Genomic DNA, 13215 nt, shown 5'->3' with positions numbered 1-13215 from the left:
ACCCCCATCGGGGCCGGGTCTGCGCTCAGGCGCGGTAGGCCGTCCAGTGCTGGTGCATCCGGTCCACCTGGCCGGGCGTGAAGTGGTCCATGCACGCGTCGTCCGAGTAGTCCATGAAGTTGCGGATCGGGTCGGTGCCCGGGGCGGTACACGTGTCACGACCCTCGGGGCAACCGGAGGCGGCCGAGGCCTCCGGCGCGGTGTCGTCCACCTGGTCGCCGCCCGCACAGCCGCCCTGGAAGGTGTGGTACAGCCCCAGCCAGTGGCCCACCTCGTGGGTGCCGGTGTCGCCCTCGTTGTACGGCGCGGCCGAACCGCCCGGCAGGGACTCGTTCAGCACCACCACGCCGTCGTCACTGGTGGGTGCGTTGGTCGGGAAGGTTGCCCAACCCAGCAGGCCCTGGCCGATGTTGGCCGTGTAGATGTTCAGGTCACCCGCGTCACCCTTGTGCAGCGTGGACTTCATCTGCTGCTCGGCGGACGAGTCCGGGGTCACCCCGTACCAGGCGTCGTTCGCGGTCTCCTCGGTGGAGGCCAGCGTAAACGAGAACCCGGCATCGGCATAGGCGGCGCTCAGCACGTCCATCTGCTGGTTGATCTGCGACGCGCTCACCGCGCCCTCGCCAGAGGAGGAGGTGATCACGTGGAAGTGCACCGGCACCTCGTAGGTGGCCCGGGCCTGCACCGCATCAGTACCGTCGCCCAGGCCGAAGGGGTTGAGGCGCTCCAGCTTGCCGTCGGACCCGACCGCCAGGCCCTTGGCCGCGAGCGTCTTCTCCAGCTGTGCCTCGTGTGCCGCGGTCTCCTCGGGCGTGAGGGTGTTGTTGTCCTTGGGGACGAAGCCCGGCTTGCTGCGTGCGTCCTGCGGAATCACGCAGTCCTCGGCCTGCGCCGCGCCATGGTCGTGGCCGTCGCCGGCGTGGTGGGCGTGGTTGTGGCCGGCGTGCCCCGCATCGGCGACGACGGGCGCGGCGAACGGCGAGGCCCCACCATCGAGCATCGGGTGCGCGGCGGCCGGGGTGGCAGCGACCAGACCGGTGACGGCCAGCGGCGCGAGCAGGGCGAGGGAACGACGAGACATGAGGGAACCTCCGAGTTGATCCGCCCGGGTGGACGGCTGTTGACCAGACGGTAAGCACGCCCCGGGGGCTGATCCGGGGCTCTTGACCGAACCATGGACAACCCCGAACACCCTTCTTGCCCGATGCGGGGGAGCGCGAGGGCTCGCCCCACAGACCGATGGGGTGACGCCCGCGCGGTGCGGGCGTCACCCCATCGGGTGGGCGGTGATCAGGACCAGGGGGCGCGGTCCTGCGGCCCCTGCGGCGGGGGCGGGGGAGCGGGGTAGGCGCCGGAGCCCGGCTGCTGCCCCGGGCCGCCCTGGCCCCAGCCGCCCTGCTGACCGCCGCCGGGCTGACCGGCGCCGGGGTCCTGCGGCTGCTGGGGGTAGCCCCCGCCGCCGTAGCCACCGATACCCCCGTAGCCGCCGCCGTAGCCTCCGCCCGGGTTGCCCCAGCGGTCGCGGCGGTCACGGTCGCGGTTAGCACCCCAGATCCACAGGATGATGCCCAAGAGAAGCAGAGCCGCCGAGCCCACACCGAGCAGCAGGGCGCCGATCACGCCCAGCCCGGCCCACGCGTACCCCATCGAGTCGACGGGATCGGTGAGCTTCACCTCGGGGGAGGAGCAGCGAATGACGTGCTCCCCCGAGGCGTCCGGGTGGAGGGCGCCGACGAGGTCCACGGTGCCCTCGGCCATGATCTCGTCGTCCTCGGTGGGGTTGCTCCCCACGGCACCGCCGTCGGGCCCCGACACGGCACAGGTGGCCGATTCGGAGTCCAGCGGCAGCGTGAGCAGGTAGGTGTCACCGCTCTCCAGCTCGGCCGTCAGCGACTGACCGACCTCCTGCCCGCTCTGGACGGCCTCATTGGTGGCCAGACCCGAGCGGACGCCCAGGACGCCGAGGACGACGGCCCCCACGAGTCCGAGGACTCCCAGCAGGGTGAAGATCTTCCCGGTCAGTTGCACGGCGGCACGCTTTCTCGCGGGGACGGAATGCGCCCAGTCTCTCCCGCCAGGCCCCGGCCGTCGCCCCGCCTTGGGGCGGACTCCCGGGTGGGGGCGTGCCACCATGGCGGCATGTCAGTGGACCCGTCGCGGATGACCCCGGAGCAGTACCTGCAGCACCTCAACGCCCAGGCGGAGCAGCGCAGCCGGGAGCAGGCCGAGCGGCTCCTGCAGTCCCGCGGCATGGCCACACCCCAGTCGGCGCCCTCGCCGGGGCCGCGGGCGAACACGTCAGAGGCCGACGCCGGGGGAGACAACGCCCCGAGCATCATGCAGGACCGGCTCATCCGGGACGCCGGGCGCAGCACCACCGGCCGGTCGCGCACCGCCCAGCCGACGGACGTCTCTGCATCGTCGGGCGGGGTCGGTAAGTGGGTGTGGTGCCTGCTGTGGGCGGCCGTGGCCGGCGGTCTGGGGCTGCTCAACCCCTGGCTGGGTCAGCTGCTCGCGGGCAACTGGCTGGTCTTCCTCGTGCTGCTGGTGTTCGGCGAGGAGCTGATGGACGGGGTGTCCCACCTCGACGTGTTCGCCGAGGCCGGGTACACGCCCGACGAGGTGGTCTGGTGGATCACCATGGCGCTCGCCGGCTGGGCCGTGCTCCGCATCCTGATGCGGGGGTTCTCCTCCGGCGACGAGTCACCGGCCCGCGCTGACGCGAACCGGTGACCCACCCGCGCTGACGCGAGCCGGCGGCGGGTCCGGCCACCGGTGAGGTGGTCACAGACCGCGGACGAACTCGGCCAGCTGACCGCCCAGGTTCACCAGCTGCTGCGCCGCCAGGTAGGCGAACAGCGCCGTGCAGATCACCAGCAGGACGTTGCTCAGCCACGTGTTGCGCCAGATGGCCGGCGTGCGGTCGCTGTTGAGGATCCACAGCAGCGTCACGGCCAGGAAGGGCATGAAGAACGCGCCCAGCACGCCGTAGGCCAGGATCAGCCAGACCGGCTCGCCCACGAACATCATGATCATGGGCGGGAAGGTCAGCCACAGGACGTAGGCGACGTACCACTTGCCGCGCGCCTGGCGGTCCGGGTGGTTCTCGGGCTTGCCCAGGGCGTCGCCCGCGAAGTCCGCGAACATCATCGAGACGCCGTTCCACACGCCGATGAGGGAGGACATCGCCGCGGCCCAGAAGCCCACCAGGAACAGGGTGCCCACGAAGCGTCCGTAGCGCTCGGCCAGCACGTCGGAGAGCTGCAGCAGGCCCTTCTCACCACCGGCGACGGCCTGGTTGGAGGAGTACAGCAGCTCCGCACCCACGATGAGGGTGGCGATCACGAAGATGCCGGTCACTACGTAGGCCACCGTGTTGTCCACGCGCATCAGGCGCATGTGGCCGTCGGTGGTCCAGCCCTTCTCGCGGATCCAGTAGCCGTAGGCCGCCAGGGTGATCGTGCCGCCCACACCGCCGGCGACCGACAGCAGGTTCACCAGGCCGCCCTCGGGGATGCTGGGCACCAGGCCGGCTGCCAGCTCACCCAGGTTCGGCACCGTGAACGCGGCGGCCAGCACCATCACCACGAACATGACGCCCACCAGTGCGGCGCAGATCTTCTCGAACACGGCGTAGCGGCTCACCAGCACCAGGCCGGCGCCGATGAGACCGGAGATGACCCCCCACCAGGCCACCGAGAGGCTGGGGAGCAGGGCGTTCAGGGGGATGCCGGTGCCGGCCATGGCCGCGGCGCCGTACACGAAGCCCCAGATGACGATGTAGGGGGCGAAGTACCAGGAGGTCCACCGGCCCAGGCTGCGCCAGCCCTCGTAGATGGTGTGGCCGGTGGCCAGGCTGTAGCGACCGGCTCCCTCCACGAGGGCGATCTTCAGGACGCAGCCGACGATGACGGCCCACAGCAGGGCGTAGCCGAACTTCTGCCCGGCGATGACGGTGGCCACCAGGTCCGCGGCGCCCACACCGGTGGCCGCAACGACCAGGCCGGGGCCGATGAGGGTGAAGCCCCCGCGCTGTTCGGGCTGGGTGCCGGGTGGGGCGGTCGTGGTGGCCATGGGGTCTCCTGGGGTGCGGTGGCGGTGGTCTTCGCTGGCGGGTCGTTCTGCTTCTCACGGTGCCAGAACGTTTTCCCACGGGACCGCAACGGCGCGACGACGCGCGGGGGCCACACCCCGGGGCCCTCCGCCACCGCTGGGGGCTCATTTCACCGTGCTGTGGCGCGGTGGAGTGGCACTGGCGCGGTGATGGTCGAGGCCGAGCAGGCCTGACCCCTTCCCGCACACGACAGAGCCCCCGTGGTCACGAGGGCCATGGGGGCTCTGTCCGTACCCGGGCGACCGGCCTCAGCCGGTCAGCGCCTCCGAGCGATCAGTTGCCGCTGGGGGGCGGGGGAGGCGTGGTGCCCCCACCGTTCCACGGGCGGTCACCGCGGTCGTCGCGGCCACCGAGGTCACCACGGTCGTCGCGGCGGTCACCGTCGATGCCCTGGGAGCGGTCGTCCAGCGGACGGCCAAAGCCGCTCGTGGAGCCCGAACGGTCGCCGTGCACCTGCTCGCCGTCCAGCGGACGACCGAAGCCGCGGTCCTCGTCGCGCATGGGCTGGTCGAAGCCACGGTCGTCGCGCACCGGCTGGCCGGCGTCGTAGCCGCCCCCGGCACGCTCGCCGTACTGGGGGCGCTCACCGTCGAGCACCCGGCCGTCGCGGCGGTCACCGTCGTCGTGCGTGACGCCGTAGGCACCGGCAGCGCCGGCCCCAGCAGCACCAGCACCGGCGGCGCCGTAGCCCATGGTGTTGTTGCGGTCGTCGTACTGGCCCGGGCCCGGGGGCACCTGGCCGTCGCGCTGCGAGTACGGGGCGGAGCGGGAGAACTGGTCGGAGTACTCACCGTTGGTGTAGTTCGAGTGCTTGGGACGGTCCTTCTTGCGGCCGAAGAACCACAGCAGACCGCCGATCAGCAGGAGCAGCAGGCCCAGCGGGATCAGGATGATCGCGGCGAGCACGCCCAGGCCCAGCCACAGGGCGTCACCGATTGCCAGCGGCTCGCTGACGCCGAAGCCGGCGTCGCCGCAGTCGATCGTGTAGTCGCCGGCCTCCGGGGCGGTGAAGACGCCCTTCATGGACCAGCCGTCCACCGCCGGGGCCGTGTTTGCGTCGAACGGCACGTCGGTGCCGTCCGGCGCGGTGATGTCGCAGGAACCGCTGACGCCCTCCTTCGCGAGGATGCTGCGGGTCTCCCCGCTCTCCATCGCGACGGTGGCCGTGCCGCTGATCTCCTGGTCGACGGACAGCATGTCCTGCACGTCGTCCCACTTCGAACCGGTCAGCACCGCGCCGATGATCCCGAGGATCAACGACAGGACGCCCAACCAGAACAGGATCTTGCCGAAGAGCTTCATCGGCGTTCCCCTCTCGTGTCGTGGTCCGGGCGGGCCCGGACGGGTGTCGGCGGGGCAGGCAGCCCCGCACCTGACGCCCACGCTACCGAGCCGGTCGGTCCGGCGCCCCTCCCGGCGCGCCCCGTGGGGCCGATTTGGACGAAGCCCCACCCGGGTCGTATATTTGCCGCACTGTATCCAGAGCGGTGGAGAGATCTGGCTCTTTGAAACCGCAGCAACCCCCCGTCATCGGGTGAGGGTGCTAACGCCGGAATCGATGGAGGAATCATGCGAATGCACATGCGGACGAGGTCCTGACAGCAGCTCTGGCCGTCCCCGTCCCGCCCTGATGTGGCGGATCCATGCGGACCCAATGAGCCGTCAGGCCCTCTGAACCCACGTACCCCCCGTTTCGTCGTGCCCGGCGGACACTGGGTCTGCCTATGCATTCCCTGATGTCCGATTGGGTCTGTTCGTTGTGCCCGAAAAGGACATTCATGATTACGTTGGAGAACATTTCCAAGACCTACCCGGCCCGTGGCGGGGGTGAGGCGGTCCACGCGCTGGACGACGTCTCGCTCCAGATCGACCGGGGCCAGGTGCACGGTGTGGTGGGCCCGTCGGGGTCCGGCAAGTCCACGCTGGTGCGCTGCATCAACCTGCTCGAGCGGCCCACCAGCGGCCGCGTCACCGTGGACGGCCGGGAGCTCACGGCCCTGTCCGCCGCCGAGGTGCGCCGCGCCCGCCGCGAGATCGGCATGATCTTCCAGCACTTCAACCTGTTGGACTCCCGCACCGCGCTGGAGAACGTCGCCCTGCCGCTGGAGCTCGCCGGGGTCGGCCGACGGGAGCGTGCCCGCCGCGCCACCGAGCTGCTGGACCGGGTGGGGCTGGCCGAGCGCGCCGGCGCCCACCCGCGCCAGCTCTCCGGTGGCCAGAAGCAGCGCGTCGCCATCGCCCGAGCACTGGTGACCAACCCGACCGTGCTGCTCTGCGACGAGGCCACCAGCGCCCTGGACCCCGAGACCACCGCCAGCGTGCTGGACCTGTTGCGCGAGCTCACCGCCGACCTCGGGCTGACCACCGTCCTCATCACGCACGAGATGGACGTCATCACCCGCGTGGCCGATGCGGTGACCCTGCTCTCCGCCGGGCGCGTCGTGGAGTCCGGCACCCTCGCCGAGGTCGCCAGCAACCGCGGCAGCGCCCTGGCCACCCAGCTGGTGCCCCGCCCGGTCCGCGGCCTGGACGCCGCGGACCTGCCGGCCGGCTCCCGCATCGTCACCGTCGACCTGGCCACCCAGGACGAGACCCGGGTGATCGCCGAGCTCACCGCCGCCGGCAACAGCGTGCAGGTGGCCGCAGCCCGGGTGGAGAACCTCCACGGCGCCCGCGTCGGGACCCTCGACCTCCTCGTCCAGCCCGCCGGCTGGACCGCCCCCACCACCGCGACCACCCGACAGGAGCTCCCCGCATGACCAGCGACCGCCTTCTCACCGAGCTCCTCGACGGCACCGTCGACACCCTCTACATGGTGGGCCTGTCCTCCACCATCGGCCTGCTGTTCGGTGTGCCGCTGGGCGTGCTGCTCGTGGCCACCGCCCCCGGCGGCGTGCTGCCGAACCGCACCCTCAACACCGTCATCGGCGCCGTGGTGAACGCCGGCCGCTCCATCCCGTTCATCATCCTGCTGGTGCTCATCGCCCCGCTGACCAAGGTGCTGGCCGGCACCACCATCGGCCCCACCGCCGCTGCGGTGCCGCTCACCCTGGGTGCCATCCCCTTCCTCGCCCGCCTGGTGGAGAACGCCCTGCGAGAGGTCGACCCCGGCAAGGTGGAGGCCGCCTCCTCGATGGGGGCGAGCCGCACCCAGATCGTCCGCTCGGTCCTGTTGCCCGAGGCACTGCCGGGGCTCATTGCGGGGACCACGGTCACCGTCGTGGCGCTCATCGGCTACTCGGCCATGGCCGGCGCGATCGGCGGCGGCGGACTGGGCGACCTGGCCATCCGCTACGGCTACCAGCGCTTCGACATGACCGTCACCCTCGCCTGTGTGGTGGTGCTCATGGCACTGGTGGTGGCCGTCCAGTTCGTCGGCGACCTGCTCGCCCGCGCCACCCGGCACTGAAGCACCCGGCGCGTCCGCCGGCAGCCCCGCGGCGCGGCCCCCCACGTCGGCGCCCGCGCCACCGCGGTCACCCCTCACCGCACCGATCCCTCATCGACACCCCCACGCACCCAGGAGATCACCATGACCCCGTCCACCCGTTCCCGCTGGACCCCCGCCCGCACCGCGGCCGTCGCCGCCCTCGCCCTGAGCCCGCTGGCCCTGAGTGCCTGCGGCGGGGACGCCGCCGCCGAGGGCGACGGCGAGGTACTGCGCGTCGCAGCCACCCCCACCCCCCACTCGGACATCCTGCGCTGGGTGGACGAGGAGGGCCTGGACGCCGAGCACGGCTTCGAGCTCGAGGTGGTGGAGTTCACCGACTACCTGCAGCCCAACGTGGCCCTGCAGGAGGGCTCGGTGGACGCGAACTACTACCAGCACAAGGTGTTCCTGGCCAGCCAGGAGGAGTCCGCCGGCTACGACTTCGAGATCGTCTCGCCCATCTCCAACCAGCCGATGGGGCTGTACTCCGAGGAGTTCGACTCCCTGGAGGAGCTCCCCGAGGGCGCCCGCGTGGCCGTGCCGAACGACCCCGCCAACGGCGCCCGCGGCCTGTGGCTGCTGGAGGAGGAGGGGCTCATCACGCTGGCCGACACCGGCGACACCCCGCCCACCCCGGAGGACATCCAGGACAACCCCAAGGGTCTGGAGTTCGTGCCGGTCGAGGCCGCCCAGACGCCGCGCTCGGTGGGCGACGCCGACCTGTCGGCCGTGCCCGGCAACTACGCCGTCCAGAACCAGCTGAAGGTGGACGACGCCCTGGCCGCGGAGGACCCCCGCGACGAGCGATTCGTCATCAACCTCGTGACGACCGCCGACCAGGCCGAGGACGAGCGGATCACCGCCCTGGCCGAGGTCCTGAAGGGCGACGAGGTCGGCACCTACATCCAGGACACCTGGCAGGGCACGGTCGTGCAGATCGACTGACCCGCCACGAGGCCCACACCCACACCACCACACCCACCCCCACACCCACACACCCCGACCCTCCCGAGGAGATCCCATGTCCCGCTCGCCCCGCTCGCCCCGCTCGCCCCGCCTCTCCACGACGGGTCCCACCCGCCGCGCCGCGCTGGCGCTGACCGCCGCGCTCACCGCATCGATCACCCTCGCCGCCTGCGGGGAGGAGGACACCGCCGCGGGCGGGGGCGACTCCGGGGAGGCGAAGGTCCTGAAGGTGGGTGTGAACCCCGTGCCCCACGGCGAGATCCTCACCTTCGTCAAGGACGAGCTCGCCGCCGACGCCGGTTTGGAGATCGAGGTCGTCGAGTTCACCGACTACGTCCAGCCCAACCAGGCGCTCGACGCCGGGGACCTGGACGCGAACTACTTCCAGCACGAGCCCTACCTGGCCGAGCAGGAGGCCAGCGGCGGCTTCGACTTCGAGAGCATCGGCGCCGTCCACCTGGAGCCGCTGGGCGTGTACTCCGAGAAGGTGGAGGACCTCTCGGAGCTCGGCGGTGGCAACAAGGTCGCCATCCCCAACGACCCCTCCAACGCCGGGCGCGCCCTGAAGCTGCTGGCAGCCCACGGCGTGCTGGAGCTCGCGGACACCGGCGACTCCGCCCCCACGCCCGCCGACGTGGCCGACGGCGGTCCTCAGATCGTGGAGCTGGAGGCCGCGCAGCTGCCGCGCTCCCTGGGGGACGTGGACGCCGCGGTGATCAACGGTAACTACGCCATCGAGGCCGACCTCTCGCCCACGCAGGACTCCCTGGCCCTGGAGGAGTCCGAGGGCAACCCGTACGCCAACCTGCTGGTGACGCGCACCGAGGACGCCCAGGACGAGGACCTCCAGAAGCTCGCGGAGCTGCTGCGCAGCGAGGAGGTCACGTCCTACATCGGCGAGAACTACGAGGGCACCGTCATCCCCGCCGAGTGACCCCGGCCCTCAGGGGCGCTCGGACCGGCCGGCCTCGGCAGGCTCGCCGGTCGGAGCCGGCTCGGTGGCCCCGCGCAGCTGCTCGGTGACCTCGTCGATGAACTCGAGGCTCGCCGGGCCGCCGGCCACCGGGCCGCCGGCCAGGAGCCCGTCGGCGCCCAGCAGCACGGCCGACGGGGTGGCGCGCAGCTCCAGCATGGTGCGCAGCTGCTGGTCCTCGTCGTAGGCGACCGTGGCGCCGCGCGGGCGCAGCGGGTCGTCGACCGCGGTGGGGGTGGTGGTCACGACGAGCACCCCCACCTGGTCGAACTCGGCCGCGAACCGCTCGGCCCGCTGCAGCGCGCCCTGGCAGCTGCCGCAGCCCAGGCTCACCCAGAGCACGAGCTGGGCCTGCTGGGCCGCGAGCTCGCGCAGCCGGATCGGCCCGTCGTCGCCCTTCACCTGGACGAAGGGGATGGGCAGGCGCTGGTAGTCGAGCTCGGCTTCGTTCCCGCCCGCGGCGGGGCTCACCCCATCGGCCCCGATGGGGTGAGCACTCGCCCCCCGCTCGTCGCCCGCGGCCCCGGTGTCGCCGGTGATGAGCCAGGTCAGCGCCACGGCCGCGGCGAGCACCAGGGCCCACCACCACAGCTCGGCGCCGTCGAGCAAGCGGCCGATGATGCTGCCGCCGGTCGCGGCGTCGGCGACGGTGGCCGCCCCCAGGGCGACGAGCACCAGGTTGCGCACCACGGTGGAGCGGGTGACCGCGCCCTGCCCCAGGGCGCCGAAGCAGCCGCAGGTGACGGGCACGTCGAAGCCCAGCGCGCGCACGATCAACACCGTGTAGACGATGCCGAGCACCAGGGTGGCCACGGCGGGCAGCCAGTACCAGGGCGCGGGAAGGAGCAGCAGCGCGACCGCCAGGGCGATTTCCGCCGGCCCGAGCAGCCGGGGGGCACCCACCCGGTGCAACCACCGGGGCAGGCGCAGCTCGTGGAAGGCGCTGGAGGTGCTGGCGGGTTCGCGGACCTTGGCGACGCCGCTCGCGGCGTACACGGCCGCCAGCAGGAGGCCCGCGCCGGCGGCGGCAGCAGGCAGGAGGGACACATCACTCATGACCGCAGTATCCCGCGAATGCGACCAGGGGTTGACGCGGCGCCCGGTGTGACCTGCTTCACTACGAGCACGCCGCCTGAGGGCCGACCCCGAGGAGACCCCATGACCCGCAACGAGCGCCAACCGAACCGACCCGCTGCGGTCCCGGCCGCCGCTGGGCTGATGGTGCTGGGTGCCGGGCTCTCGCTGGTGTGGGCGCTGGGGGCCACCCGGGGGTGGTGGGTCGACACCGGTGGGCTGGTGACTCCCGAGGAGGTCAACGACCGGCTCCGTGACGCCGCGGTCAGGGGGTGGAGTGGGGATGCCGAGCAGGCACGGCAGGTGGTCAACGGCACCTCGCTGGTGCTCGGCGCGGCCTCGGCCCTGCTGTGGCTCACCGGCGCCGTCGTGACCCTGCGCGGGGAAGGTCCCAGCCGCCCCATCGTCGTCGGGCTCTTCCTCACCGGTCTCCTGGCGCTGGGGAGTTGGGCTCTCGGCGGGGGCATCGCGCTCAACCAGGCCATGCAAGTGCTGGCCGGCGCCATGCTGGCCGTGGGCGCCGTGGCCACGGCGCTGCTCTTCCTGCCGGCCTCCACCCGGTGGTTCGACTCGTTCACCATGTACCACCCGCTGCGCGAGGACCGTCGCGACCTGCAGGCGCCCTCCGGGGAGCGGCCGCTGGCACCCCCGGCAGCCACCCGCTGACAGGGCGATCCCCCGAGGCCGGTGCCCCGGGGGAGACTCCCACAGCGGGAGCGGTCCGCCCCGGGGATCCGTCCTCAGAGCGCGAAGAGCACCTGACCCGTCGTCACCTCACCGGTGGCGGCGGGCTCGATGCTGTCGGCGGGGGAGTCCATGACCACCACCGGCACCAGCGCGCTGCGGCCCCCCGCATCGACGGCGGCGGGGTCCCAGGAGACGATCGGATCGCCGGCGGCGACGGTGTCCTTCTCGGCCACGTGCACCTCGAATCCCTCGCCCTCGAGCTGGACGGTGTCGATGCCCAAGTGCACCAGCACGCCCTGGCCCTCGCCCATCACCACGAAGGCGTGGGGGTGGACCTTGAGCAGCGTGCCGGCGAGCGGGGAGACCACGGTGACGCGTCCGGGGTTGCCCTCCGGCCGCAGCGGGTCGACGGCGACGCCGGCGCCCACCATCTGCGTGGCGAAGACCTGGTCCGGCACCTCGGCCAGCGGCAGCACCGTCCCGGCGCAGGGGGCCAGGACGTCGGTCACCGCAGGTCCTCGATGTCCTCGGCGATGGTGTCGGCTTGCGGACCGACCACGACCTGCACGACGGTGCCGGCGGCCATCACGCCGTGGGCGCCGGAGGCCTTCAGGGCCGCCTGGTCCACCTTCGCCGGGTCCTTCACCGTCGTGCGCAGCCGCGTGATGCAGGGCTCGATGTCGACGACGTTGTCGGAGCCGCCGAGGGCGGCGAGGATCTGCTCGGCCTTGTTCATGGGTGCCTCCTGGGAGGGATGGGGAAGGACCATCATCCCACCCGGGGCGGCCGGCAGGAAGAGGTGTGCTCCCCGCATCGAGCCCCCGGTGGGCGTCAGCCGCGGTCGGTGCGGGTGACCTTGCGCAGGCCCTCGGGGGAGTCGGGGTCGAGCCCGGTGCGGCGGGCGAGGTCCAGGCAGGCGAGCTGCCCCGGCAGCACGAGCCCCAGCGGCGCGAGGTGCTCGGGCAGGTCCGGCCCGGGCACGTGGTGGGCGACCGCCGCGGCGAACGCGGCGTCCCCGCCGATGCCGACCACCCGCGCGCCCCGCTCGGCCACCTGCGTGGCGAGGTCGGTCAGGGGCGCCACCATCGGTCCGTCCGCCGGGGCGAGCAGGGTGATCGCCTCGCTGCTGTCCACCGCCGCAATGGGGCCGTGCCGCAGGTCGGCGTAGGAGTAGGCGCGCACCGAGCGCAGGCAGGTCTCCTCCGCCTTCAGGGCCGTCTCCAGGGCGGTGCCCAGGCAGATGCCGCGGGAGGTGACGACCATGTCGGGGCGCTCCTGCCAGGCGGCCACCAGCGGGGCCACGGCGTCCGCACGGTTCAGGAGTGACTGCATGGCCGCCGGCACGCCGGCGAGCTCCGCCTCCCAGGCGTCGGGCTGGTTGGCGCCGCGGAGGTCGGTCGCGGCCGCGGCCAGGACGGCGACGGCGGCCAACTGGGTGGTGTAGGTCTTGGTGGCCGGGACGGCCTGCTCCTGCCCGGCGCGCGTCACCAGCGCGATGTCGGCCGCGGCCGCCAGCGGGGAGTCGTCGTAGTTGGTGATCGCCACCGTGCGCGCACCGTTGCGACGGGCCCACTCCTGGCCGGCCACGATCTCCTCGGTGCGGCCGGACTGGCTGATGCTCACCACGACGGCGCCCGTAAGGTCGGTGTCCGTGCGGTAGTGGGTGGCGATGCTCGGGGCCACGTGGCCGGAGGCGATCTGGCACCGGGCCTCCATCAGGTAGCGGCCGTAGAGGGCCGCGTTGTCGCTGGAGCCCCGCGCGCAGAAGGTGACGCGCTGGGCGCCCTGCAGAAGCCGGGTGAGCTCGGGGCGCACCGGCAGCAGGTGGTCCAGGGTGCGGGCGACCGCCTCGGGCTGCTCGGCGATCTCGGCGGCCATGTGCCGGCCGGCGATGGTCTGCGGGTCGGCGCCACGTGGTGTGGAGTCCATCACTTCTTCCCCTCTGCGTGGTGTCACGGAGGTCTCGGAGCC

Annotated in this window: 14 protein-coding genes and 1 riboswitch; of the genes, 6 read left to right on the top strand and 8 right to left on the bottom strand. The window is 72.4% G+C overall.

Features of this window, described 5'->3' with window-relative positions; translation table 11 throughout:
- Positions 1-25: 25 nt before the first annotated feature.
- Together KSED_RS08350 and KSED_RS15035 are read right to left on the bottom strand one after the other, a co-directional pair.
- Positions 26-1081 (bottom strand): zinc metalloprotease, encoded by a 1056-nt coding sequence (locus tag KSED_RS08350; protein ID WP_015779665.1) that lies wholly within the window; start codon positions 1079-1081, stop codon positions 26-28.
- A 209-nt stretch (positions 1082-1290) separates the two neighbouring features.
- Positions 1291-2028 (bottom strand): hypothetical protein, encoded by a 738-nt coding sequence (locus KSED_RS15035; RefSeq protein ID WP_015779664.1) that lies wholly within the window; start codon positions 2026-2028, stop codon positions 1291-1293.
- 111 nt (positions 2029-2139) lie between these two features.
- On the opposite strand from KSED_RS15035, the gene KSED_RS08340 reads away from it, so the two are divergent.
- Positions 2140-2733: a hypothetical protein gene (locus KSED_RS08340; RefSeq protein WP_143827363.1), complete on the top strand. Its 594-nt coding sequence runs from the start codon at positions 2140-2142 to the stop codon at positions 2731-2733.
- Between the two features lie 51 nt (positions 2734-2784).
- On the opposite strand, the gene KSED_RS08335 is transcribed toward KSED_RS08340, so the two are convergent.
- Together KSED_RS08335 and KSED_RS08330 are read right to left on the bottom strand one after the other, a co-directional pair.
- Positions 2785-4074 carry an Nramp family divalent metal transporter gene (locus KSED_RS08335; RefSeq protein WP_015779662.1) on the bottom strand — a complete coding sequence of 430 codons (1290 nt, stop codon included), beginning with the start codon at positions 4072-4074 and terminating at the stop codon, positions 2785-2787.
- A gap of 313 nt (positions 4075-4387) precedes the next feature.
- Positions 4388-5416 (bottom strand): hypothetical protein, encoded by a 1029-nt coding sequence (locus KSED_RS08330; RefSeq protein ID WP_015779661.1) that lies wholly within the window; start codon positions 5414-5416, stop codon positions 4388-4390.
- A 170-nt stretch (positions 5417-5586) separates the two neighbouring features.
- Positions 5587-5679: riboswitch (SAM riboswitch) on the top strand.
- 213 nt (positions 5680-5892) lie between these two features.
- On the opposite strand from KSED_RS08330, the gene KSED_RS08325 reads away from it, so the two are divergent.
- The 4 genes from KSED_RS08325 (at position 5893) to KSED_RS08310 (ending at position 9444) form a co-directional block, all read left to right on the top strand.
- Positions 5893-6873 (top strand): methionine ABC transporter ATP-binding protein, encoded by a 981-nt coding sequence (locus KSED_RS08325; RefSeq protein WP_041290909.1) that lies wholly within the window; start codon positions 5893-5895, stop codon positions 6871-6873.
- On the top strand, positions 6870-7523 hold the full coding sequence (locus KSED_RS08320) for a methionine ABC transporter permease (protein WP_015779659.1): 654 nt from the start codon (positions 6870-6872) through the stop codon (positions 7521-7523). Before KSED_RS08325 ends, KSED_RS08320 begins: the two co-directional genes overlap by 4 nt.
- 123 nt (positions 7524-7646) lie before the next feature.
- Positions 7647-8489 carry a MetQ/NlpA family ABC transporter substrate-binding protein gene (locus tag KSED_RS08315; protein ID WP_015779658.1) on the top strand — a complete coding sequence of 281 codons (843 nt, stop codon included), beginning with the start codon at positions 7647-7649 and terminating at the stop codon, positions 8487-8489.
- A 76-nt stretch (positions 8490-8565) separates the two neighbouring features.
- On the top strand, positions 8566-9444 hold the full coding sequence (locus KSED_RS08310; protein WP_015779657.1) for a MetQ/NlpA family ABC transporter substrate-binding protein: 879 nt from the start codon (positions 8566-8568) through the stop codon (positions 9442-9444).
- A 9-nt stretch (positions 9445-9453) separates the two neighbouring features.
- Here KSED_RS08310 and KSED_RS08305 read toward each other — a convergent pair whose 3' ends face one another.
- Positions 9454-10539, bottom strand: a complete 1086-nt coding sequence (locus KSED_RS08305) for a MauE/DoxX family redox-associated membrane protein (protein WP_041290908.1) — start codon at positions 10537-10539, stop codon at positions 9454-9456.
- 102 nt (positions 10540-10641) lie between these two features.
- On the opposite strand from KSED_RS08305, the gene KSED_RS08300 reads away from it, so the two are divergent.
- Positions 10642-11223, top strand: coding sequence for a hypothetical protein (locus tag KSED_RS08300; RefSeq protein WP_015779655.1), 582 nt, complete (start codon positions 10642-10644; stop codon positions 11221-11223).
- Between the two features lie 74 nt (positions 11224-11297).
- Here KSED_RS08300 and KSED_RS08295 read toward each other — a convergent pair whose 3' ends face one another.
- From KSED_RS08295 to KSED_RS08285, 3 genes are all read right to left on the bottom strand, one after another.
- The gene (locus tag KSED_RS08295; protein ID WP_015779654.1) at positions 11298-11753 is read right to left on the bottom strand and encodes a PTS sugar transporter subunit IIA; all 456 of its coding nucleotides are present in this window, start codon (positions 11751-11753) and stop codon (positions 11298-11300) included.
- Entirely contained in the window at positions 11750-11980 is a 231-nt protein-coding gene (locus KSED_RS08290; protein ID WP_015779653.1) for a PTS sugar transporter subunit IIB, read from the bottom strand. Before KSED_RS08290 ends, KSED_RS08295 begins: the two co-directional genes overlap by 4 nt.
- 95 nt (positions 11981-12075) lie before the next feature.
- The gene (locus KSED_RS08285; RefSeq protein ID WP_015779652.1) at positions 12076-13173 is read right to left on the bottom strand and encodes an SIS domain-containing protein; all 1098 of its coding nucleotides are present in this window, start codon (positions 13171-13173) and stop codon (positions 12076-12078) included.
- Positions 13174-13215 lie beyond the last annotated feature (42 nt).

The organism is Kytococcus sedentarius DSM 20547, from assembly GCF_000023925.1.
GTDB lineage: Bacteria > Actinomycetota > Actinomycetes > Actinomycetales > Dermatophilaceae > Kytococcus > Kytococcus sedentarius.
The sequence above is the reverse complement of the archived record's forward strand: the minus strand, read 5'-3'. Positions and strand labels throughout refer to the sequence as shown.

Bases quoted from the DNA above. Each gene is read 5' to 3' on its own strand.
- KSED_RS08350 (WP_015779665.1), bottom strand. From the start codon at position 1,081: ATGTCTCGTCGTTCCCTCGCCCTGCTCGCGCCGCTGGCCGTCACCGGT.
- KSED_RS08340 (WP_143827363.1), top strand. From the start codon at position 2,140: ATGTCAGTGGACCCGTCGCGGATGACCCCGGAGCAGTACCTGCAGCAC.
- KSED_RS08335 (WP_015779662.1), bottom strand. From the start codon at position 4,074: ATGGCCACCACGACCGCCCCACCCGGCACCCAGCCCGAACAGCGCGGG.
- KSED_RS08330 (WP_015779661.1), bottom strand. From the start codon at position 5,416: ATGAAGCTCTTCGGCAAGATCCTGTTCTGGTTGGGCGTCCTGTCGTTG.
- KSED_RS08325 (WP_041290909.1), top strand. From the start codon at position 5,893: ATGATTACGTTGGAGAACATTTCCAAGACCTACCCGGCCCGTGGCGGG.
- KSED_RS08320 (WP_015779659.1), top strand. From the start codon at position 6,870: ATGACCAGCGACCGCCTTCTCACCGAGCTCCTCGACGGCACCGTCGAC.
- KSED_RS08315 (WP_015779658.1), top strand. From the start codon at position 7,647: ATGACCCCGTCCACCCGTTCCCGCTGGACCCCCGCCCGCACCGCGGCC.
- KSED_RS08310 (WP_015779657.1), top strand. From the start codon at position 8,566: ATGTCCCGCTCGCCCCGCTCGCCCCGCTCGCCCCGCCTCTCCACGACG.
- KSED_RS08305 (WP_041290908.1), bottom strand. From the start codon at position 10,539: ATGAGTGATGTGTCCCTCCTGCCTGCTGCCGCCGCCGGCGCGGGCCTC.
- KSED_RS08300 (WP_015779655.1), top strand. From the start codon at position 10,642: ATGACCCGCAACGAGCGCCAACCGAACCGACCCGCTGCGGTCCCGGCC.
- KSED_RS08290 (WP_015779653.1), bottom strand. From the start codon at position 11,980: ATGAACAAGGCCGAGCAGATCCTCGCCGCCCTCGGCGGCTCCGACAAC.
- KSED_RS08285 (WP_015779652.1), bottom strand. From the start codon at position 13,173: ATGGACTCCACACCACGTGGCGCCGACCCGCAGACCATCGCCGGCCGG.